Here is a 21,102-nt window from a genome sequence, read left to right as displayed (position 1 = left end):
CCGGGTACGGGGTTGAAACGGAATTCTGTCGGTGCCCGTCGCTATCGTCCTGATTGCGGTCGGACCAGCGTGGACGACCGCACGGCAGTGGCAACGGATTACACTCGCAAATTCATGGCCAATTCTCATCTTGGCGGATGGTTTGGTCTCAGGATTCGGCGGGCATTCTGGAATCACGATCCGATAACCACACTGTTGTAGCTTTTGCGGGTGGTACTGAGAGGAGTGACGATCGTGGCGAATACACCAGAAGGCACGGTTATTTTCCTTCAGTCCCATCCTGCGTGGGCCGCCGCTCAGCGTCGCGAACGCGAACGCAACGAAGCAATGCGCCGCCACCCCTCATTTCGCGCGCGCCAGCGCGCCGCGGCGGGCAACCCGGTCGTTCCGCTGGTCCGCAACTTCAAGCTCTACTCGAGCGGCAACACTCCAGCCTGAATTTCGCCACGAATTGTGGTGACCCCGGCGCCCATCCGGGTGCGAAAAGGCATCGCGGAACTTTCGAATTAAAGGGCTTATCACCCCACCCTCACCGAGCCCTCGACTTTTGGTTGAGGGTATTTACTTGCGCCTCCACGGCTACTACTGTGCGTAGTAGCCGTTAGTCGGGAGAAGCCAATGTCCAACGACTGGGATTCGGTAACAGCGCACCGTTCGGTCACCGCGGCGATGATCGGTTTCGCGGCCGCGTTTGCGCTCCACGCGGCCGATCATTTTCGGCGGGGGATGTCGGCGTCGCCGCCGTCGGTCATGGTCGGCGGAACGATTCAGGGATTGTTCGTGATCCTTGCGGTGGTGCTGGTTTTGCGTAATCACCCGTGGGCGCCCCGGGCCGCAATCATCGTTGGGTTCGGCAGCGCGGTCTTGTTCGTCTACGCACACGTGCTGCCGACATTCCTGCCGGCCTTTCAAGACAGCTTCACGTCGGGACCGCGGATCAACGTCACCTGGTTCTCCTGGCTCACCGCCGTCGGTGAGATCGGGATGGGGCTGATCCTCGGCTCTGTGGGTCTGCACGCCAGACGCGGCGAGGCCATCGACGCGCCTGCCGGTCGACGTCGCGAACCCGCGTAACGCGCTAACGCCCCGGTGGCGTTCGGTCGGACAATCTCGCTTATGTCAGTCACGTCCGGACGTCGCGGCGCCGATGTCGAGCACACCGCCGCCCGCTGGGTCGTCAACCTCGACGATCGGGTCGTCGACATCGTCGAATTCCAGCCGCAATGCCCGCGACATGATCGCGTGCATCACGTACATAGTGGTCGTATAGGTGAATTCGAGGATCTCGGTGTCGGTGAAGATCTCCCGCAACTGGGTGCATAACCGCTCGGGTACGCGACCCTGTTGGCCCGCAAGGCAATCCGCGTAGGCCAGCAACAGCCGCTCGGTGTGATCGAAACACTCGGCGGTCTCCCATGACGGTATGGCCGCGATCTTCTCCTCGGACAATCCCGCCGACCGGCACGCCTTGCAGTGCTGCGAGAAGACGAACTGGCTGCCCACCACCCAGCCCGCCCTGATCTGGCCCAATTCGCGGTGGTCGGCCCGGATGGAGACCTCTTCGCGGTAGAGCCGAAAGCCACGCACGGCATGGCGCAGGACGGCGGGGGACTGCGCCATCACGGTCCACCAGTTGCCGGGGGTTCCACCGACAGTTCCCGGCTCGGCCACCGGATCTCGATCGCCGAACATGAAGTTGTACATCTTCAGTGTGAAGTCGTCGCTGACTTCGGCCCGCGGGATCGGCTTCAGGCGCGGCATTGCGCCTCCTCTCGGCTGGCGGCACAAATCTCGCAAGACTGCGGATTGCTTCCGATCGTAGGTTCTGCCGCTGCGGCACCGCAGTTCGCGGGAGCTCAGGGGCGCAGGCCTGAGAGCACCATCGCGGCGAAAGTGCCGCCGATTTCGGTCAGCGAGTTGCGTCCGCCGGGGACATACCAACGGTGGATCCAGTTGTACATGCCCAGAATGCCGAGCATCACCAGCCGCGGGTCCAGGTCCGAGCGAAAGACACCGCCCGTCACGCCTTCTTCGATGATCGCCAGGAGTGTCTTGCCGTAGCTCTCCGCGTTGCTGACGATGCCTTGCGCCCCCGCAATGGTTGCGATGTGCTGACTTTCACCGAACAGCACGAAAAGCTCGGGATGGGTGACCAGGTCCTCGATGTAGGACGCCAGGGCGCGACGCAACTTCTCCTCGGGCGCGGCGACCGACTCGAGCGCTTCGCGGCAATGCCTGGTCATTTCGTACGCCGGTGCCTCGATGAGGGCGAGCAGCAATTCTTCTTTGGTGCCCACGTAGTAGTAGAGCGAGGCGCGATTGATGCCCACTTCGACGGCGATGTCTTCGAGCCTCGTCCTGGCGAACCCCTCACGACGGAACACCGCCGCGGCGCCTTTCAGGATGGTTTGCCACCGCTCGTTCGATGCATGGCGGTCGGCGTTTCGCCGCTCACGGCGGCGCCGCGCGTTGTCGCTCTGCTGACGTACGGCTGGAATCGTTGGCCCCCCTCCGCGAGTGGTGGTGTTGCCAAAATACGCCATTGAGCGACCTGACCTGAGCATTAAGCCGTCTCTCTACGCGGCCGCTCATGGTGACTCGACTGGTCAGCTTTGTCACCCACAACCTGCCGTTAGGCATGCCATGCCGGCGCGTTGTTGGTACGGCCTGGGGTTAGGGCTCCGTCGCCGAGGCCGGTTAGAGCTTGCTCGCGACGAAGTCGGCGGCCTGGTTGGCCATGCCGGCGTCGATGTAGGCCCCGGCGAGATGCTGTGGCCAGTTTTCCTTCCAGGTGTTCGGGTCGGCCGGGTTGCAGATGGGGTCGGCGCCGTGGCACAACTCGATGGTCCGGTCGTTGTAGGTGGGATTGAAATTCGTGATCGGACCCACCCATTGGCTGCCGTTGCCGAACAGGGCGACGGCGGCGACGTGCTGATCGACGCCCGGTGGCAGCGGGCTGTCGAACCCGAACGCGCCGATCGGGGCCGCCAGCACGACGTCGGTGACCGCCGCGCCCAGCGAATAGCCGCCCAGCACCAGCCGGGTGTCGGGGCAGTTGTTGACCATGTCCTGGATGTGGTGGCTCATGTCGTTGGCGCCCTGGGCGACCTCGGTGTCGGCGGGATACTGCACGGCGTAGACGCCCACGGTCCTGTTCACCTTGGAGCGCAGAGCGCTGATGAACGCGTTGCCCAGCACGCCCGGACCCGCCGCTTCGTTACGTCCCCGGGCGAACACGACCTGTACCGGTGGGCAGTTCGCGGCCGCCGCCGGTGGCGCCGCGCCCGGGGCCCCGGGCGGAAGCGCCGTGGCGGGCAGCAACACGGCGGCCGCGGCCATGACCGCGGCCACCCAGACACCAGCAAATTTTCGGATAAGCAAGGCGCGCACGCCCATGATGGTAAAGCGAAGCCGTTCTGGCCGCTGGGCAGGCGTCGAAGAGAGCCCCGGTGATCGCTGAGCGCGAACATCGACCACGGTGTCGGCGGCGTCGATCGAGGCGATAGGTTCAGCTGATGAGTCACGTCGAGGCCAGTGCGCCCGAGCGCTTGTTCGCGCTGGCCGAGCAGGTACAGGGTTTCATGCCGGCCGACGAGGGCCGCGCGCTCTACGACGCCGCGCTCCGGTATCTCGGCGGCGGGCTGGGCGTCGAGATCGGCACCTACTGCGGCAAATCCACCCTGCTGCTGGGCGCGGCCGCCCAACAGACGGGCAGCGTCCTCTACACGGTCGACCACCACCACGGGTCCGAGGAGCACCAGCCCGGGTGGGAGTATCACGACGCGTCGATGGTGGACGAGGTGACGGGCTTGTTCGACACCCTGCCGGCGTTTCGTCGCGCGCTCGACACCGCCCAGCTCGATGACCACGTCGTCGCGATCGTCGGGAAGTCGCCGCTGGTGGCGCGGGCGTGGCGGGCGCCGCTGCAGTTCTTGTTCATCGACGGCGGCCACAGCGAAGCCGCCGCAAACCAGGACTTCGACGGCTGGGCCAGGTGGGTCGCCCCCGGCGGGGCGCTGGTCATTCACGACGTGTTCCCCGACCCGAAGGACGGCGGGCGGCCTCCCTACTACATCTATTGCCGCGCAATCGATTCCGGACAGTTCCGGGAGGTGTCGGCCACCGGATCGCTGCGGCTGCTCGAACGCGTCAGCGGCCAGCCGGGGGAGCCGGTCTAGCGGGAATTCGGGTTACCGGCCCGGGCCGGTGACGACGCATTCGCAGTCGAAGTCGGTCTGCAGACCCACCGGCAGCGCGTCGCCGCGGAAGATGCCCGCGCCGGCGGTGGTGTTCGACAGCGCGTCCGCCGCCAAGATCATCGCCGCGCCCGTCCAGGTGGTGCGCTCCTCTGGCCACCGTTTTCCGTCCGCGAAAACCAAACCCGTCCAATAGGATCCGTCGTCTTCGCGCAGGTGCTGCATCGCGGCGAACTGCCGGTGGGCGGCCGAACGCTGCCCGATGGCATCCAGCGCCATCACCAGCTCGCACGTTTCGGCACCCGTCACCCAGGGCCGATCGCCGACGCACCGGATGCCCAGGCCGTCGACCACGAAGGCGTCCCAACGCTGCTTGATGCGCACCGCCGCCGCCGGACCACGCAAGGCACTACCCAGGATGGGGTAGTACCAATCCATCGAGTAGCGGTCCTTTTCCGTGAACGCCTCGGGATGCGCGGAGATGGCGTGCCCCAGGCGGCCGAGTGCCAGTTCCCACTCCGGCTGGGGATCGTCGACCAACGCGGCCAGGGCAAGCGCACAGCGGATGCTGTGGAAAATGCTCGAGCACCCGGTCAGCAGGGCCTCCGGCAGTACACCGGCTTCGCTTCGGGCCCAACCGATCTCGCCGTAGCCCACCTGCATGTCGATGACGAAGTCGATCGCCTTGTGCACCACCGGCCACATCTGGGCCGCGAACGACTCGTCGCCGGTGACCAGCACGTGGTGCCACACCCCGGCGCCGATGTAGGCACAGAAATTGCTATCGCTGTTGGCGTCTTCGACCACCCCCGCCCGGAACTGGATGGGCCAGGAGCCATCGGGGCGTTGGGTGCGCCGGCACCAGTCGAAGGCGGCCCGCGCCGGCTCCAGCAGCCCGGCGGAGGTCAATGCCATCGCACACTCGATGTGGTCCCACGGATCGGTGTGCCCGCCCTCGAACCAGGGGATGGCGCCCGTTGATTCCTGTGTGGCGGCGATGGACAGCGCGGTCTGCCGGCATTGCTCGGGAGTCAACACCCCCGCGACGGCGGGCGGATTAGACCGATGCAACTGAATATCCTTCAGTCGGCTGGGTTTTCGCCTCCTGCGGCTTCACGAAGTACATCGCGACGCTTTTGCCCACTAGCGGATTGAGCAGCGACTCCGCCAGCTGGGTGATCTTGGGCCGCTGCATCAGGTCCCACACCAAGAGCTTGTGGTAGGCGGTGACGGCGCGGTGGTCGGTGTTCTGCACGCCCACCGCGCATTTGAGCCACCAGAAGGGGGAGTGCAACGCGTGGGCGTGATGGGTATGGGTCAATTCCATCCCGCCGCCGGCGATCTTGCCGCGCAATTCGCTGGCCCGGTAGATGCGGACGTGGCCGCCCTCGTTGGCGTGGTATTCGTCGGACAACAACCAGCACACCCGTTCGGGTAGCCACCGTGGCACGCTGACCGCCAGCGTGCCACCGGCTTTGAGCACCCTGATCAGCTCGGCGATCGCCACGTCGTCGTGAGGGATGTGCTCAAGGATCTCCGACGCGATGACGCAGTCGAATGTCTCGTCGGCGTAGGGCAACCTCAGCGCGTCGCCGACGACCACCTTCGCCGACGCACCGACCGGCGCCTCGCCGGTCTCGGCCATCGCGCGCAGAATCGTGTCCACCGAACGTAATTCGGCTTCGTCGCGGTCGAAGGCGACGACGTCGGCGCCGCGGCGATACGCTTCGAACGCGTGCCGGCCGGCTCCGCATCCCACGTCGATGACCTTGCTCGACGGCCCGATCCCGAGCCGGTCGAAATCGACTGTCAGCATGGCGCTCCGCTCTGCGCGTTGCGGGCGATCGCCCGCTCGTAGACCCGAACGGTCTGGGCTGCCACGGCTTCCCAGCTGAAGACGTTGACGGCGCGGGTTCGTCCCGCCTTGCCGAGGCTGCGGCGCTTTTCCGGCGAGTCCAGGAGCTCCCCGAGCGCGTGGGTCAGGGCATCCACGTCGGCGGGCGGCACCAGTTCGGCGCACGCACCATCGGTCCCAAGGACTTCCGGCAGGGCACCGACGCGGCTGGCGACGATCGGGGTCCCGCTGGCCATGGCTTCCACGGCGGGCAGCGAAAAGCCTTCGTAGAGCGACGGAATGCAGGCGACCTCCGCGGAGGCGAACAGCGCGGCCAGCTCGGCGTCCGACAGTCCGCTGGTGATGTGCACGATGTCGGAGATCCCGAGTTCGGCGATGAGTTTGTGCGTCGGGCCGTTCGGTTCGACCTTGGCAACCAACCGCAGCTCGAGATCGCGCACGGTGCGCAGCCGGGCGACCGCATGCAGCAGGGTGCGGACGCCCTTGAGCGGGGTATCGGCGCTGGCGATCGCGATGATGCGGCCGGGCTCGCGGGGACCGGATCCCGGTTTGAACAGCTCGGTGTTCACGCCCAGCGGCACGACGTGAAGCTGTTCCGGCGCGACGCCGAAGTCGGCGACGATGTCGGAGGCCGACGACGACGAGACCGTCAACAGGTCGGGGATGTGGCGGGCGACCTCCTGCTGCATGTCCAAGAACCCATACCAACGGCGCACCAACGGTTTTCGCCACCACCGCGCGGCGGCCAGATCCAGCACCCGGTCGCGGGTGATCGGGTGGTGCACGGTGGCCACCACCGGAAGTCCCGCCTCGGCGATGCGCAGCAGGCCGGTGCCCAGGCTCTGGTTGTCATGGACGACGTCGAAATCGGCTGTGCGCTGGGCGAGTAGCCGCGCGGCCCGCATCGTGAACGTCCGCGGTTCGGGAAAGCCCGCTGTCCACGTGGTGAGCAATTCCCTGACGTCAATCGAGTCGCGAATCTCGCTGGGCCGCGGTACCCGGAACGGGTCGGGTTCCCGGTAGAGGTCGAGGCTGGGCACTTCGGTGAGCCGGACCCGCGGATCGAGCAGGTCGGGATACGGCTGGCCGGAGAACACCTCGACGTGGTGACCGAGTTCCACCAGACCGTGGCTGAGATGGCGCACGTAGACGCCCTGTCCGCCGCAATGGGTCTTACTACGGTAGGACAGCAGGGCAATTCGCATACTCAACTCTTCTTTGCTGGAAAATGACCGCGGAATGGCGCCGAATACATCGCGGTCAACGGACTCCCGAACTCCGCGACAGCAAACTGGACATGTGTCCAGACTATAGTTCGATCACCTAATCGTGCGCAACGAGCCGGGAATTCGCCGTCGCTCGCGCAGGCGGCCCCCGGGATGTCCGACACGCAAAGATCATGCCACTGGTCGGTGTCCGCCATCTTTCCGACCGGTCGGTTACGAACGCGAGACGCCGACGTTGATGGGCGCTGACCGGCGACGATCGCCCGGGGGCGGGCGCGGGGCTTTTGCTACCATCGCGCGGTGCGGGATTCGGCCGGACCGAGTGCACGCGGCGATGCGCGGTCGCCGTCCAGGCGCGAGGTCCTCAAATACGCCGGCGCCTATGTCGTGGCGCCGGCCCTGCTGAGCCTGGGCGCGCTGGCCGCAGGCCCGGACGGCTCGAGGGCCTCGGCGGCCGGGATGAAGCTGATCGATTTCGCCGAGCGCAGGATCGCACCGGAGGAAATCAAGTCGGCGGGCTATGACGGCGTGGTGAATTACGTGTCGCAGTCGCGGCCGGGCGCCAACTTCGAAGCCAAACCGCTGACCCGGCAGTACGCCGATGCACTGCGCGCGGCGGGCCTGCATATCGTCAGCAACTTTCAATACGGCAAGCCCGGGTGGCCCGATCCGTCGGATCTGACCCGCGGCTATGACGGCGGCGTGGCGGACGCACGCACGGCCATGGAGCTGCACTCGGCGGCCGGAGGCCCGAACTCGGCCCCGATCTTTTTCAGCGTCGACGATGACATCGACGCCAACACGTGGAATACCCTTGCCATGCAATGGTTTCGGGGCATCAACTCGGTGTTGGGCGTGGGCCGCACCGGCATCTACGGACATGCCCAGGCGTGCGGGTGGGCGATCAGGGACGGCGTCATCGGGCCGTCCACCAGCGCCGGGCACCAGTGGGCATGGCAGACGAGGTCGTGGTCGCACGGCGAACGCGAACCCGCGGCGGTGCTCTACCAGACGGTCGTGAACAGCCCGGGCAATCCGGGGCCGCTACTCGGCGGCATCAATGTGGACGTCGACGACGTCCTCGCCGCCGATTTCGGGCAGTGGGACCTGGACCGCTGAACCGCACGGCATGAAAGAACGGCACCCCGCGAGCCATCCGCTCGCGGGGTGCCGCTTTTCGTCGGTGACCGGGTCTTACTTGAGGTCGAACCGGTCGTTGTTCATCACCTTCACCCACGCCGCGACGAAGTCCTCCACGAACTTCCCGTGGTTGTCGTCCTGGGCGTAAACCTCGGCCAGCGCACGCAGCACCGAGTTCGAGCCGAACACAAGGTCATTCGGGGTCGCGGTCCACTTGAGCGCGCCGGACGCGCGGTCGTGCCCTTCGTAGACGTTCTCCGCGGTCTCCGAGGCCTTCCACTCGGTGCCCATGTCGAGCAGGTTGACGAAGAAGTCGTTCGTCAACGCGCCCGGCCGGTCGGTGAAGACACCGTGCTTGCTGCCGCCGTGATTGGCGCCCAGCGCCCGCAATCCGCCGACCAGCACCGTGAGCTCCGGACCGGTCACGCCGAGCATGTAGGCCCGGTCCAGCAAGAGCTGCTCGAGCGGCGCCTTCTCGCCGGGACGCGCATAGTTGCGGAACCCGTCGGCCCGCGGTTCGAGCACCGCGAACGACTCCACGTCGGTGGTCTCCTGCGAGGCGTCGGTGCGGCCGGGGGCGAAGTGCACCGAGATCTCGTAGCCCGCATCCTTAGCGGCCTTTTCGACCGCGGCGGAACCGGCCAGCACGATCAGGTCCGCGATCGAGATCTTCTTGCCGCCGGAGGCCGAGGCGTTGAAGTCCTGCTGGATCCGCTCCAGCACCGGCAACACCTTGTCGAGTTCGGAGGGCTCGTTGACCTCCCAGCTCCGCTGCGGTTCGAGGCGCAGCCGTCCACCGTTCGGGCCACCGCGCTTGTCGGTGTTGCGGTAGCTGACCGCGGCCGACCAGGCGGTCTTGACCAGCTGCGGGACGGAGAGACCGGACGCGAGGACCTTGCTCTTCAGGTCCGCGATGTCCTTCTCGTCGACCAGCGCGTGGTCGACCGCCGGCACCGGGTCCTGCCACAGCTGCGGTTCGGGAATCCACGGTCCCAGGAAGCGGGTGACCGGTCCCATGTCGCGGTGCAGCAGCTTGTACCAGGCCTTGGCGAAGGCGTCGGCCAGCTCCTCGGGGTGGTCCAACCAGCGCCGGGTGATGTCGCGGTAGATCGGGCTCTCCCGCAACGAGATGTCGGTGACCAGCATCGTCGGGGCGCGCCCCGGCCCACCGAACGGATCGGGGATGGTCCCGGCGCCCGCGCCGTCCTTGGCGGTGAACTGCCAGGCCCCGGCGGGGCTCTTGGTCAGCTCCCACTCGTAGCCGTACAGCGTCTCCAAGAAGGAGTTGTCCCACTTGGTCGGCGTCGGCGTCCAGACCACCTCGAGGCCGCTGGTGATGGCGTCCTTGCCCACGCCGCTCCCGAACGAGCTCTTCCAGCCCAGCCCCTGCTGTTCGATCGGGGCGGCCTCGGGCTCCGGACCGACCAGGTCGGCGTCGCCGGCACCGTGGGTCTTGCCGAAGCTGTGGCCGCCGACGATCAGCGCGGCGGTCTCCTCGTCGTTCATCGCCATCCGGCCGAAGGTCTCCCGGATGTCGATCGCGGCCGCGACCGGGTCCGGCTTGCCTTCGGGGCCTTCCGGATTGACGTAGATCAGACCCATGGTGGTGGCGCCGTATGGCTGCGCGAGATCGCGTTCGCCCGAGTAGCGCTTGTCGGTGCCCAGCCACTCTTCCTCTTCACCGAAGAGGATCTCCTCGGGCTCCCAGACGTCTTCGCGGCCGAAGGCGAAACCGAACGTCTTGAATCCCATGGATTCCAGGGCCGTGTTCCCGGCGAACAGCAGCAGGTCCGCCCAGGAGATCTTATTGCCGTACTTCTTCTTCAACGGCCACAGCAGCCTGCGCGCCTTGTCCAGGCTCGCGTTGTCCGGCCAGCTGTTGAGCGGCGCGAAGCGCTGCATGCCCTGTCCGCCGCCGCCGCGGCCGTCATAGATGCGGTAGGTGCCGGCGGCGTGCCAGCTCATCCGGATGAACAGGCCCCCGTAGTGGCCGTAGTCGGCGGGCCACCAGTCCTGCGAGGTGGTCAGCAGCTTGATCATGTCGGCCTTGAGCGCCTCCACATCGAGCTTGGCGAACTCCTCTGCGTAGTCGAAGTCCTCGCCGAGCGGGTTGGACTGCGCGACATGCGGGTGCAGCCTGGACGGGTCTACCTGGTTGGGCCACCAGTCCTGGTTTGTCCGTGGCGCACTCGACTTCGGCTGCGGTGAAGGGATTGCTGGGTTTTCACTTTCGCTGTGGCTCGCCGTCCCTGCGCCGGGCTCGGGTGGACGGCTAGCGGATGTATCAGATGACACAGCATTCCTTTCGAGGGTGGGTGAAACGGGCTGCGATCACGGTTGTGATCAAGAGCCTGCCGTCGTGCAATCGGCGCACAGGCCCCAGTAGATGACTTCGGCCTCGTCGAGGACGAAGCCATCGAGAACGTCGTCGTCGTCGGAGGGAGTGAGGCAGGGAGCGTCACCGACGGCGCAGTCGATGTCGGCGATGATCCCGCAGGATCGGCACACGACGTGGTGATGGTTGTCGCCGACCCGCGACTCGTAGCGCGCGACCATGCCCAGCGGCTGGATGCGCCGGACCAGACCGACGGCGGTCAGCGCATTGAGCACGTCGTAGACGGCCTGGCGCGAAACATCGGGCAGGCCAACCCGGACCGCCGAGAAGATGGTCTCGGTGTCGGCGTGCGGATTGGCGTCCACGGCTTCCAGCACGGCAACCCTGGGCCGCGTCACCCGCAGGTCGGCCATCCGCAACCTGTCCGCGTAATCGGCCGTCGATGACACGCCACCAATATGACGCACTTATTTGGAACGAGTCAAGACTTTATTGTGAAGTGGGGCACAACGGACGGTGACGAATGGGCTGGGTCACCCTCAGGTGGGTTTGAGGGCGCTGCCCTTGCGCCAGTCGTCCCAGCTCAGCGTCCAGTCGCCGTTTTGCGCCAGCGTCAGCGGCGGTCCGCCGCTGTTGCGGACCTCGACAACGTCGCCCGGGACCGAAAAGTCGAAGAACCATTTCGCGTTGTCGGCGTTGAGATTCAAGCAGCCATGGGACGTGTCGCGATGGCCCTGGGCCCATACCGTCGCGTCGAGCTCGTGCAGATAGATGCCGTCGCTGCTGATCTTGGTGGCCCAGTTGATGGTCTCGCGATATCCGAGCCTGGAGTTCTTGGGCAGCCCGAAGGTCGACGAGTCCATGATGACGGGATTGCCCTTGTCCAGCACGGTGTAGATCCCCGAGGGCGTCCACAGCGAGATCGTCTTGCCGCCGACGTCTTCGGTGCCGCCCATCCCCATGCTGGTGGGCATCGTGCGCACCAGGGTTCCGTTGTCGAAGACGCTGACCTGGTGGGTGGCGTCATCGGCGATCGAGACGTGTGCGTCGCCGATTCGAAACGACACCTTGGTGTCGTCTTGCCCGAACAGGCCGTCGCCCAACGCGATTCCGTAGATTTTCGCCTCGGCGATGACGGTTGTGCCGGGGGCGTAGTAGTGCTCGGGCCGCCAATGGGCGTTCTGGTCGTCGACCCAGTACCAGGATCCCTCGACTTTCGGGTTGGTGGTCACCGACAGCTGTCGCTCGGCGGCGGCGCGATCGGCGATCTTCTCGTCGAAGTGCGCCACGATCACCGTCCCGACGCCGTAGGTGCCACCGTCGTGCAGCGCGGCCTCCGACGTAGCGGTGAACGACACCTTGGTCTGGTTGGACGGCTTCAGCGTGGAGAAGGACGAAACCTGCTTGGCCGCAACACCACTGACGCCGCTGCTGGTGATCGTGAGGGTGTAGGTGCGTCCGTAGCCCAGCGGGACGGTCGGTTTCCACACCGTGTTGTCGGGGGTCATGACACCCTCGACCGGTTTGCCACTCTCGTTGACCATGTCGACGCCGGTCAGGGTTCCGTTCTCGGCTTTGACCGTGACCGGGGCGACCGGGTCGACGTCATGCGAGTCGGGGGCGGGAGTGATCGTGATTTGGGCCGGCCCAGCGGTTTTCGTGGGAGCACCGCTTTGACCGCAATGGCCGCCGGGGCAATGTGTGGTCGACGCAACGTATATCGCGGCCACCGCGGCGACGAGCACGCACACCGCGAGCAGCAGTCGGCGCGGCCGGCTGACCCGGAGGATCCGGCCGACGAGCTGGTCACTGTTCTTGGACATCATGGGGCTGCCGAATCCCTGCCTTCTGGTTCTCGCAGGCGTGGAACGTTCTGCCCAGCGAAGTCGATGTTGTAGATGAGATATCCCGCGACATGCGGTTTCTAAACCGCCGGGCATCACCCGGCCTGCAACGGGCGCTTCACGAGAGATCATGGCTTCATGGCCGATGACGAACTCGACAGCCTCTACGAGGTGGCGCCGACGGAGTTCACCGCGCAACGCACCAAATTGGCCGCCGCGGCCAAACAGCGCGGTGATACCGCCGCGGCGAAACGGATTTCCGCCGCCAACAAGCCGACGACGGCCGCGTGGATCGTCAACCGGTTGGCGCTGCGGCACACGGATACCCGACGGCGACTCGCCGACCTGGGGGCGCGGCTCCGCGCCGCGCACGCGGCGATGGATGGCGGCCAAATCCGGGACCTGACGGCCCAGCAACGCAAGCTCATCGACGAGCTGTCCCGCAAGGCGCTCGACGCGGCCGGTCTCAAGCAACCCTCGGCGGCCGTGCGCGAAGACCTGACCAGCACGCTGCAGGCCGCCATCGCCGACCCGGAGGTCGGAAAACGCCTGGGCCGGTTGACCCGACCCGAGCAGTGGTCGGGCTTCGGCGCCTTCGGCGGCGCGGTTCCGGAATCGGCGGATGTCCCGCGCGAACCGGCGAAGCGCCCCGGCACGCCGGCGCGCAAGCGGCCCGCGGCACAGTCGGCGGACGCCGGGGCGAAGGCCCAACGGCGAGAGAAGTTGAGCGCGGCCGTCGACACCGCCCAACGCGTCAAAGCTGAGGCCGACGACGTGTTGTCGCGGCGACAGGCCCAGCGAGAGGCCGCCCGCCGGCGCCGTGACGATGCGGCGCGGGCGCTGCGGGCGGCCGAACGGGAACTCGGCACCGCCGAAAAGGAACTCGCCACCGCCGAAAAGGGCTACGACGAGGCCCGGCAAGTGAGCCGGGCCGCGGCGGCATCGGTGCAGGAGGCCAAAGCGCGGTTGAAGCGGGTGTGAGCCCGGCCGGGCGTTTCCCCGGGCCGGGCCGGGGTATCAGCAAAGCCGTGACCTCTTTGTGGATGACAGAACGAACCGAACAGCCCTGGACCGCAAGCCGGCTTGACCAAGGCACCTCGTCCGCCGATGTCATCGTCGTGGGCGCCGGCATCACCGGCCTGATGACGGCGGTCCTGCTGGCCCGCGCCGGCAAGGACGTGTTGGTGCTGGAGGCGCGCACCGTGGGGGCGTGCGCGACCGGCAACACCACCGCCAAAATCAGTCTGCTGCAGGGCAGTCAGCTTTCCAAGGTGTTACCGCGGCACGGCCGCGACGTGGCACGCGCGTACGTGGACGGCAACCGCGAAGGCCAGGAGTGGGTGCTGGACCACTGCGAGGCCAACGGCGTGGCCGTGCAGCGCGAAGACGCCTACACCTATGCCCAGTCCGTCCGGGGTGTCCCCTCGGCGCGCGCGGAACTGGCCGCGTGTCAGGCGGTGGGCCTGCCGGCGGTGTGGGACGACGACGCCGACGTGCCGTTCGCGTATCACGGCGGGGTGCGACTGGCCGACCAGGCGCAGTTCGACCCGATGTCATTCCTCGACTCGCTGGCCGTCGAACTGCTCGACCGGGGCGGACGGCTGGTCGAGCACAGCCGGGTCCGGCGGGTCTCCTGGCGCGGCAAGAAGGTGCGCGTGCAGGTCAACGACGCCGACGAGCGAGACGTCGAGCTGCAGGCCGACCAGTTGGTGCTCGCCACCGGCATCCCGATCCTGGATCGCGGCGGGTACTTCGCGCGGGTGAAGCCCAGCCGCTCCTACTGCCTGGCCTTCACGGTGCCGGGCAACATCACCCGGCCGATGATGATTTCCACCGACTCGCCGACCCGTTCGGTGCGGTATGCCCCGGTCGCTGACGGGGAGAGGCTGATCGTGGGCGGGGCCGGTCACACCGTGGGGCGGGAGAAGAGTCCGTCCCAGGCGCTGGACGAGCTGTCGGCGTGGGCGCGCAAGCACTATCCCGGTGCCGTGCAGACCCACTTCTGGTCGGCACAGGACTACACGCCCATCGACCATCTGCCCTATGTGGGCCCGATCCTGCCGAGCACCGAAAGCATCTTTGTCGCAACGGGATTCAACAAGTGGGGCATGACCAACGGCGCCGCCGCTGCGCTGGCGCTGTCGAGCCGCATCCTGGGCGGGCGGATGGATTGGGCCCGCGCGTTCGCCAGCTGGAGTCCGCACGAGCTGTCGGGTCTGACGACCGCCCTGCAGGCCAACCTCGAGGTCGGCTTCAACCTGACGAAGGGGTGGATCACCCCGGCGATACGGATGCACCGCCGCAGCCCGGTCGACGGGGAAGGCGGTGTGGTGAGCGGCCCGCCATGGCATTTGGAGGCGCGCTGCCGCGTCGACGGGACCGAGCATCGCGTCTCGCCGGTGTGCCCCCACCTGGGCGGGATCGTGAACTGGAACGACGCCGACAAGGCGTGGGAGTGCCCGCTGCACGGGTCGCGGTTCGCGCCCGACGGCACCTTGCTGGAAGGGCCGGCCACCCGCGATCTGACCGCGTAGACCGGACGCCGAAGTCAGGCCGTCTTTTCAAAGACGAGCCAGCGCAACTCGATTGGAGAATCGTCGCGCTCGACGTCGAACACATCGAGTCCGCCGGCCCAGCCCTCGAACCATCCCGTGGGCGGCCAGGCGTCCGAAGCTGATCGTGCCTTCTCGTACTCGTAGGCGGAGTCGTCGGCGATCGGTTCGAAAGGCAGGCCGGCCGCCGCCGCGGCCACCTCGTCGCGGGTGAAGATCATGCTGTTGCACTGCTGACTGAATTGCACCGCGGCGTCGTCGGGAACATAGCCGTCGCGGGCCAGGAAGGTGTTGAAAACCAAACGGCCGCCGCGGGCCAGGCAATCGGTGGCGAGTTCGAACATGCCGCGTAACTCGCGCGTCGTCCGGAAGTCGGACACCACCTCGGAGAGCACCATGAGCTGGTACCGCTCCCGCACGCCCTCCATCGCCGTGAAGACATCGCTCTGAAGGACGTTCACACTCAACGATTCGCCCGCCGCGTCGGCAACGATCACCTCCGCGAACTTGGCGGTCATCTCGACCGCGTCGACCGGATGTCCGCGCCGGGCCAGCGCCAGCGCGTTGCGTCCGGTTCCCGCGCCGACGTCCAGCACCCGATAGGCCGAAGGATCGGCCGCCTCCGCCGCCAGGGCCAGCACGCGTGCGTCCGGTTCGGTGCCGAACAGCGGCGGCGGGCGGACCTGAACCCATTGGTCATAGTCGGCCTCGACCGTGCGCCAGTCGGCTTGGACCCGGAAATTCACGTCCGTCCCGAACGGGGCCTGATAGGAGATCAACACCTCCGAGCGGGGGGAGGCCTTGAAGGCCTTCGCCAACTCGACTTCCAGCGCGGCCCGCAACCGTGCCGAGTTTTCCGGGGTGTACCAGACGCCCAGGGTGGCGCAGACGTTGCCGCACAGCTGGACGTACTCGTCGAGGAGGGCAGGCACCGCGGGCACCCTGATGTGGCCCTCGGCCGACAAGCGCCGATACAGCCGCCTGATCATCGCTTCGCGCAGCATCGGCGGGTCGAACGACGCATTCGGCGGATCCTGCACCAGAACCTTTTACATGACCTTCTGGCTTTACACCACCGCTCGGGCCAACTGGCGCTCCGGCTACGCGCGGCGGACGGCGCGTTCGAGGAGATCGGCCGCCGCCGCGACGCTTTCGGTGGGTTTGGTCATCCGGGTGGCGACCTCCCTGGCCCGGCTGAGGTAGTGCGCAGAGCGCACCGAGCGCAGGTCGGCGACCAACGAGTCCAGGGTGGAGGCGGAGAACGCCCGCTCCACGCCGACTTCCAGCTTGCCGACCGCGGCGGCCCAGATCGGTTGATCGAGCCAGAGCCACAGAATCAGCATGGGCACGCCGGCCCGCAGGCCCGCGGCGGTGGTGCCCGCGCCGCCGTGGTGCACGATCGCTCGGCAAGCCGGAAACACCGCGGCATGGTTCACCGTCTCCACGATCTTCACGTGGTCGGCGGGCGGGATACGGGTGAAATCGTTTGGGCCGCTGCAGATCAGCGCCCGCTCGCCGATCTGCGCGCAGGCCGCGCTGATCACGGCGACCGTCTCGGCGGGTGAGGTGACGGGCGTGCTGCCGAATCCGAAATAGATGGGCGGCGTGCCGTCGGCTATCCAGGACAGCACGTCGTCGTCGACCTCGGCGGGCAGTCCGAGGGTCAGCGACCCGACGAAGGGCCGCCGGTATCCCGAGCCGGCCCATTGTTGTGCCAGCTCGGGCGCCAACAGCTCGTCGTAGGTCTGAATCTCCAGCGGCGATCGCGCCGGCGGTGCGTCGGGCAGGCCGAGCGCTCGGCGCATGCGCGCTCTCGGCCGCGCCGGTGACGTCTGACTGCAGCCCGCCCAGCTCCAGGGTCTCGGCGGGAAAGAAGTGCAGCGCCGCCAGCGGGATGCCGAAATGTTCCGCGACGTTGGCGGCGAGCCGCTGCTCGTTCATCCCGGCCACCAGCAGCTCGGCATCCGCCGCCAACGAGACCAGCGTCTCGCTCTTGCCCATCCATACCGCGGTGACCCGCTCGATGACTTGCGGCAACGCGCTCATCGGGTTCTGCACATTGCGGACGAACGTGGTGGCCATGTTGATCTGCTCGCGGCTGTCGGGCCCGTAGGCGATCGCCGCAAGCCCCACCGACTCGGCCATGTCGAGCTTGTCGGGCGGGACCGCGATCACCACGTCGTGTCCTCGGTCGTGCAACTCCCGGGCGACGGCGACGCAGGGCTCGACGTCGCCGCGGCTGCCGTAGGCGGCCAGCACAATTTTCATCAACAGACCTCACTCGCGGGGATGGGAACAAATCCAAGCAGAATCGAGGCAGCCCGACTCGCCGGGCGCGCGCGGACCCAGCTGACCAAGGCTTTTGCGGACGGCTGCGCCGCGGACGGCCGCTCCGGTGCGGTGGGCGCGGTCCGCGCCCATCCGGTTGAGAACCCGCTGAGGGAGATTTGCGCAGTCCGCGCAGAACCCTTGTGAGGTTCCGATGTCATGTACAGGTAACCTATCGTTAACCCACGGCAACAATTTCGCTGTATTCGTTGACGTGGGAGCACCTGCAACGCGTAAGACCGGTCCGCTACCGCTGGGGACGGTCTTATTCGGCCGTGTTCGTTCGCGGCACTGGCAGCACCGGAGGGAAAGCGATTTGTTTGCTGCTCGGCTGGTTATCCCCATACGACGCGCATCGACGTCGTCGAGCGCCCTCGCGGTCATGATGGCAATCGGAGGAGAACGACATGGACTTCGCGGTACTCCCGCCGGAGGTTAACTCCGCGCGGATGTACGCCGGTCCGGGGTCGGGACCGATGCTGGCCGCCGCGATGGCCTGGGACGAGTTGGCCGCCGCGCTGCAATCGACGGCGACCGCATACGAGGCCGAGATCACGGCGCTGACCTCCGGCCCGTGGGTGGGCCCGTCGGCGGCATCCATGGTCGCCGCCATCACCCCCTACCTGGAGTGGATGAGGACCACCGGCGCGCAGGCCGAAGAGGCCGCCAACCAGGCCAGAACCGCGGCGTTCGCCTACGAGACGGCGTTCGCCGAGACGGTGCCGCCCCCGGTGGTCACGGCCAATCGCACCCTGCTGGCGACGCTCGTCGCCACGAACGTTCTCGGCCAGAACACGCCCGCGATAGCCACGACCGAGGCGGAGTACGCCGAGATGTGGGCGCGGGACAGCGCGGCGATGTTCGGCTACGCGGGGTCCACGGCGGCGGCGACGCGGCTGACCCCTTTCACGCAGCCCGACCAGACGACCAACTCCGACGTCGCGCAATCCGACGCGGTGGCCCAGGCGACCGGAACCGCAGCGGGGAGCACGCGTAACGCCGTGCAGCAATCGTTCTCGGCGGTACCCAACCTGCTGTCGAATGCCGCGCTGAGTCCGGCCGCCGTCGACCCGACGTCGGCGACGGACCTGCTGAACCTCGAGGCCGATCTCATCACGGTTTTCCTCGACGCACCTGGCAGCGTGGTTGGGATGGGCGTCGACGCGCCCACGGCCACGATCGCCCTGCCCTTCGACATCGCCGGCGCGTTGACCGGTTTCCACACCGACGACATCGTCAGCGGCTGGGCCGGGGTGCAGTCCTGGCCGGGCACCGGCGCCGTGCCGCCATCACCATTCCCGGTCATCACGAACCCGGCGGGCGGATTCGGAACGTTGGCGTCGGCCGGGCTCGGGCAGGCCAACACGGTCGGCGGCCTGTCGGTCCCGCCGGGCTGGGCGGCCGCCGCCCCCGCGATTCGCCCGGCCGCCTTGGTGCTTCCGGCCACCACCGCCGGCGCCGCCGCACCGGCCGCCGCCGCGGCGGCTTCCACCGGCACCGGAAGCCTGCTCGGTCAGATGGCTACGGCCAGCATGGCCGGGCGCGCGATGGCCGGCACCGGTGGCGCCCTGGGCCGCGAACGGGCCCGGGCCGGTGAGTTCGAGAAGGCGACGCGCTCGGCGCCGAAGGAGCCGACGACCGAGCCGACGGAACCGCCGCAGGTTGCCCCGGGCGGACCGATCACCAGCATCGCCGCCGAACTGCGCGAACTCGCATCGCTGCGCGACGCGGGAATTTTGACGCAGCAGGAATTCGAAGAGCAGAAAAAGCGCCTGCTGCCCGGCTGATTCGGACGCAGCGGCCGCGCGTTCGTCACTCGATCCGCACGGGGTCAACGATTCAGCGGTGATTCGGCCGTGGCGCCGCCTTGCCGGTGCTACCGTTTGCTGGCCATCCGACCGTCGACGGGATTCGGTAGCCCACATGTTCAGGTTCCGGCTCGCCCCCGCAGCCCGCGCGGGGGTGGCGGGCGCGTTCATTGCTGTGGCGGGGGTTCCGCTGGTGGCGTGCGGCTCCGCGCCGCCTGCGACCCCGGACGCTACCACCTCGGTGACCAAAGTCGTTGCCGCACAGAGCAGTACGTCAGCTGCGCGCACGCACGGGCCCGCGCCCTCGAGCGCCCCCGGGATGTACGGCGACCCCGCGGCCGCGGCGAAGTATTGGGCGGCGCAGTCACTCGAGGACAACTGCGGCCTCATCTCGGTCGCCGATGTGGTCGGTGAACTCACCGGCACCGCACCGACCGAACGGCAGATGCTGGACCTGGCGGAGTCGACGCCCTCGGGGGTCAATCCGGGGCCGATCTACGCGCCGCGGAACGACCCGAGCCATTCGGGGCCCGACAACGGCATCTCCATGTCGGACCTGGTCATCCTGCTCGATCACTTCGGTATCAAATCGGAGATGACCGCCGAGTCCGACCGGGACCGCAACGGCCTGCCCCTCCTCGAGCAGTACCTGGCGCACGACCGCAAGGTCATCGCGTTCGTCAACTCGTCGGTGATCTTGAACGCCGACGACCAGCGCGCCAAGGCCGACCACTTCCTGGTCGTGACGGGCATCGACACCGACAGAGATATTGTTCATCTCAACGATCCCGGTATCGACCACGCCGACGAACAAGTCGGCGTCACCGCGTTCATGACGGCGTGGCAGACCAGTGATCAGTCCATCGTCGTCACGGCGGCCCGCGGCTGATCACTGGTAGCGCCAGGCGGTTTCGGGCACAGTGTGCAGTACTACCGAGCGAGGTGCCTGATGGAGAAGTCGTCCGCCCCCGACGCTGCTGGCGCGGTGCAGATGCGAGTGCAGGCGCTGCTTCGGTATCCGGTGAAGTCGATGCTGGGCGAGACCCTCGATTGCCTGCCGGTCGACGAGCGCGGCGCCGACGGCGACCGGCGATTGGCACTGCTCGACGGCGAAACGGGGCATGTCGCCAGCGCCAAGAATCCCCGGCTGTGGCGTGATCTTTTGACGTGCACCGCGCATGCGGACGTCCAGGGGGTGCGCATCCGGCTGCCCGATGGGACCGACGTGGCCGCCGATGATCCCGGCGTCGACGAGCTGATCTCGAGGTTGACGGGACGGCGGGTCCGACTGATCGCCCAGCGTCCCGACGGTGCGACGCTGGTGCGCCCCGATCCGGAGCAACTGCTCGAACTCGGTCTCGACGCCGAGGTCGGGGGCCGCATCCTGCGGATCGCCGCGGCCACCCCGGGCGAGTCGTTCACCGACGAGGCCCCGTTGCACGCGGTCACGACGGCCACTCTCGAGCACATCGGTGTGGAGGCGCTGCGCTATCGCCCGAATGTGGTGATCGCGACACCGCCGGGCTATCCGCCTTATGCCGAAAACGACTGGGTCGGAAGCGAAATCGCCGTGGGCGAGGCGCGGCTGCGCGTCCTCACGGCCACGTCGCGCTGCGTGGTTCCCACGCTCGAGCACGGACCGTTGCCCCGGGCGCCGCAGGCTCTTCGGATCCCCGCGGCCGAAAACCGGTTGGACACAGGCGGTCACGGTAAACAGCCATGCGCGGGGGTCTACCTCGCCGTGGTGACCAACGGCGTCATCCGCGTCGGTGACGCGGTCACCCTGGGGCCATAGACCACCGTCTGCGTCGGCGGCGC

Annotated in this window: 19 protein-coding genes and 1 pseudogene; 9 read left to right on the top strand and 11 right to left on the bottom strand. The window is 67.5% G+C overall.

Annotated elements, in window-relative coordinates:
• Positions 1-234: 234 nt before the first annotated feature.
• Positions 235-438 carry a hypothetical protein gene (locus DQP57_RS26550; protein ID WP_133259216.1) on the top strand — a complete coding sequence of 68 codons (204 nt, stop codon included), beginning with the start codon at positions 235-237 and terminating at the stop codon, positions 436-438.
• Positions 439-618: 180 nt separating this feature from the next.
• Entirely contained in the window at positions 619-1,074 is a 456-nt protein-coding gene (locus DQP57_RS27080; RefSeq protein ID WP_240631655.1) for a hypothetical protein, read from the top strand.
• 45 nt (positions 1,075-1,119) lie between these two features.
• Here DQP57_RS27080 and DQP57_RS02825 read toward each other — a convergent pair whose 3' ends face one another.
• From DQP57_RS02825 to DQP57_RS02815, 3 genes are all read right to left on the bottom strand, one after another.
• Positions 1,120-1,761 (bottom strand): carboxymuconolactone decarboxylase family protein, encoded by a 642-nt coding sequence (locus DQP57_RS02825; protein WP_112631507.1) that lies wholly within the window; start codon positions 1,759-1,761, stop codon positions 1,120-1,122.
• A 95-nt stretch (positions 1,762-1,856) separates the two neighbouring features.
• Positions 1,857-2,543: a TetR/AcrR family transcriptional regulator gene (locus DQP57_RS02820; RefSeq protein ID WP_112631505.1), complete on the bottom strand. Its 687-nt coding sequence runs from the start codon at positions 2,541-2,543 to the stop codon at positions 1,857-1,859.
• 154 nt (positions 2,544-2,697) lie between these two features.
• Positions 2,698-3,396: a cutinase family protein gene (locus DQP57_RS02815; RefSeq protein WP_205869012.1), complete on the bottom strand. Its 699-nt coding sequence runs from the start codon at positions 3,394-3,396 to the stop codon at positions 2,698-2,700.
• 119 nt (positions 3,397-3,515) lie between these two features.
• Between DQP57_RS02815 and DQP57_RS02810 the strand changes: the two genes are divergently transcribed.
• Positions 3,516-4,178: a class I SAM-dependent methyltransferase gene (locus tag DQP57_RS02810; RefSeq protein ID WP_112631501.1), complete on the top strand. Its 663-nt coding sequence runs from the start codon at positions 3,516-3,518 to the stop codon at positions 4,176-4,178.
• A 12-nt stretch (positions 4,179-4,190) separates the two neighbouring features.
• Here DQP57_RS02810 and DQP57_RS02805 read toward each other — a convergent pair whose 3' ends face one another.
• From DQP57_RS02805 to DQP57_RS02795, 3 genes are read right to left on the bottom strand one after another with little or no spacing between them, the layout of a single operon-like run.
• The gene (locus tag DQP57_RS02805; protein ID WP_112631499.1) at positions 4,191-5,267 is read right to left on the bottom strand and encodes a prenyltransferase; all 1,077 of its coding nucleotides are present in this window, start codon (positions 5,265-5,267) and stop codon (positions 4,191-4,193) included.
• Entirely contained in the window at positions 5,254-6,012 is a 759-nt protein-coding gene (locus DQP57_RS02800) for a class I SAM-dependent methyltransferase (protein WP_112631497.1), read from the bottom strand. The genes DQP57_RS02805 and DQP57_RS02800 overlap by 14 nt, the downstream gene beginning before the upstream one ends.
• Positions 6,006-7,256: a glycosyltransferase family 4 protein gene (locus DQP57_RS02795; protein WP_112631495.1), complete on the bottom strand. Its 1,251-nt coding sequence runs from the start codon at positions 7,254-7,256 to the stop codon at positions 6,006-6,008. Before DQP57_RS02795 ends, DQP57_RS02800 begins: the two co-directional genes overlap by 7 nt.
• Before the next feature lie 321 nt (positions 7,257-7,577).
• On the opposite strand from DQP57_RS02795, the gene DQP57_RS02790 reads away from it, so the two are divergent.
• Positions 7,578-8,396, top strand: coding sequence for a DUF1906 domain-containing protein (locus DQP57_RS02790; RefSeq protein ID WP_112631493.1), 819 nt, complete (start codon positions 7,578-7,580; stop codon positions 8,394-8,396).
• Between the two features lie 75 nt (positions 8,397-8,471).
• Here DQP57_RS02790 and katG read toward each other — a convergent pair whose 3' ends face one another.
• From katG to DQP57_RS02775, 3 genes are all read right to left on the bottom strand, one after another.
• A complete protein-coding gene (katG, locus tag DQP57_RS02785; protein ID WP_112631491.1) occupies positions 8,472-10,712 on the bottom strand; it encodes a catalase/peroxidase HPI in 2,241 nt (746 codons plus the stop codon).
• A gap of 48 nt (positions 10,713-10,760) precedes the next feature.
• The gene (locus DQP57_RS02780; RefSeq protein WP_112631489.1) at positions 10,761-11,201 is read right to left on the bottom strand and encodes a Fur family transcriptional regulator; all 441 of its coding nucleotides are present in this window, start codon (positions 11,199-11,201) and stop codon (positions 10,761-10,763) included.
• A gap of 90 nt (positions 11,202-11,291) precedes the next feature.
• Positions 11,292-12,578 carry a L,D-transpeptidase gene (locus tag DQP57_RS02775; protein WP_112631487.1) on the bottom strand — a complete coding sequence of 429 codons (1,287 nt, stop codon included), beginning with the start codon at positions 12,576-12,578 and terminating at the stop codon, positions 11,292-11,294.
• Positions 12,579-12,734: 156 nt separating this feature from the next.
• On the opposite strand from DQP57_RS02775, the gene DQP57_RS02770 reads away from it, so the two are divergent.
• Positions 12,735-13,577, top strand: a complete 843-nt coding sequence (locus DQP57_RS02770; protein ID WP_112631485.1) for a hypothetical protein — start codon at positions 12,735-12,737, stop codon at positions 13,575-13,577.
• Positions 13,578-13,639: 62 nt separating this feature from the next.
• A complete protein-coding gene (locus DQP57_RS02765) occupies positions 13,640-15,130 on the top strand; it encodes an FAD-dependent oxidoreductase (protein ID WP_112631561.1) in 1,491 nt (496 codons plus the stop codon).
• A 14-nt stretch (positions 15,131-15,144) separates the two neighbouring features.
• Here the strand turns inward: DQP57_RS02765 and DQP57_RS02760 are convergent, their stop codons facing one another.
• On the bottom strand, positions 15,145-16,188 hold the full coding sequence (locus DQP57_RS02760; protein WP_112631483.1) for a class I SAM-dependent methyltransferase: 1,044 nt from the start codon (positions 16,186-16,188) through the stop codon (positions 15,145-15,147).
• A 60-nt stretch (positions 16,189-16,248) separates the two neighbouring features.
• Positions 16,249-17,416, bottom strand: a pseudogene (locus DQP57_RS02755) (glycosyltransferase).
• A gap of 467 nt (positions 17,417-17,883) precedes the next feature.
• Here DQP57_RS02755 and DQP57_RS02750 point away from each other — a divergent pair.
• The 3 genes from DQP57_RS02750 to DQP57_RS02740 all read left to right on the top strand — a co-directional run bounded on the left by DQP57_RS02750 (position 17,884) and on the right by DQP57_RS02740 (position 21,079).
• Positions 17,884-19,263, top strand: a complete 1,380-nt coding sequence (locus DQP57_RS02750; RefSeq protein ID WP_112631481.1) for a PPE family protein, SVP subgroup — start codon at positions 17,884-17,886, stop codon at positions 19,261-19,263.
• A 136-nt stretch (positions 19,264-19,399) separates the two neighbouring features.
• Entirely contained in the window at positions 19,400-20,173 is a 774-nt protein-coding gene (locus DQP57_RS02745) for a C39 family peptidase (protein WP_112631479.1), read from the top strand.
• 60 nt (positions 20,174-20,233) lie between these two features.
• Positions 20,234-21,079 (top strand): MOSC domain-containing protein, encoded by an 846-nt coding sequence (locus DQP57_RS02740; protein ID WP_112631477.1) that lies wholly within the window; start codon positions 20,234-20,236, stop codon positions 21,077-21,079.
• Positions 21,080-21,102: the final 23 nt, after the last annotated feature.

The organism is Mycobacterium colombiense (assembly GCF_003284935.1).
GTDB classification, from domain to species: Bacteria; Actinomycetota; Actinomycetes; order Mycobacteriales; family Mycobacteriaceae; genus Mycobacterium; species Mycobacterium arosiense_A.
The sequence above is the reverse complement of the archived record's forward strand: the minus strand, read 5'-3'. Positions and strand labels throughout refer to the sequence as shown.

Coding starts and splice junctions, on each gene's coding strand:
- DQP57_RS27080 (WP_240631655.1), top strand. CDS start 619: ATGTCCAACGACTGGGATTCGGTAACAGCGCACCGTTCGGTCACCGCG.
- DQP57_RS02825 (WP_112631507.1), bottom strand. CDS start 1,761: ATGCCGCGCCTGAAGCCGATCCCGCGGGCCGAAGTCAGCGACGACTTC.
- DQP57_RS02820 (WP_112631505.1), bottom strand. CDS start 2,543: ATGGCGTATTTTGGCAACACCACCACTCGCGGAGGGGGGCCAACGATT.
- DQP57_RS02815 (WP_205869012.1), bottom strand. CDS start 3,396: ATGGGCGTGCGCGCCTTGCTTATCCGAAAATTTGCTGGTGTCTGGGTG.
- DQP57_RS02810 (WP_112631501.1), top strand. CDS start 3,516: ATGAGTCACGTCGAGGCCAGTGCGCCCGAGCGCTTGTTCGCGCTGGCC.
- DQP57_RS02800 (WP_112631497.1), bottom strand. CDS start 6,012: ATGCTGACAGTCGATTTCGACCGGCTCGGGATCGGGCCGTCGAGCAAG.
- DQP57_RS02795 (WP_112631495.1), bottom strand. CDS start 7,256: ATGCGAATTGCCCTGCTGTCCTACCGTAGTAAGACCCATTGCGGCGGA.
- DQP57_RS02775 (WP_112631487.1), bottom strand. CDS start 12,578: ATGATGTCCAAGAACAGTGACCAGCTCGTCGGCCGGATCCTCCGGGTC.
- DQP57_RS02770 (WP_112631485.1), top strand. CDS start 12,735: ATGGCCGATGACGAACTCGACAGCCTCTACGAGGTGGCGCCGACGGAG.
- DQP57_RS02765 (WP_112631561.1), top strand. CDS start 13,640: ATGACAGAACGAACCGAACAGCCCTGGACCGCAAGCCGGCTTGACCAA.
- DQP57_RS02750 (WP_112631481.1), top strand. CDS start 17,884: ATGGACTTCGCGGTACTCCCGCCGGAGGTTAACTCCGCGCGGATGTAC.
- DQP57_RS02745 (WP_112631479.1), top strand. CDS start 19,400: ATGTTCAGGTTCCGGCTCGCCCCCGCAGCCCGCGCGGGGGTGGCGGGC.
- DQP57_RS02740 (WP_112631477.1), top strand. CDS start 20,234: ATGGAGAAGTCGTCCGCCCCCGACGCTGCTGGCGCGGTGCAGATGCGA.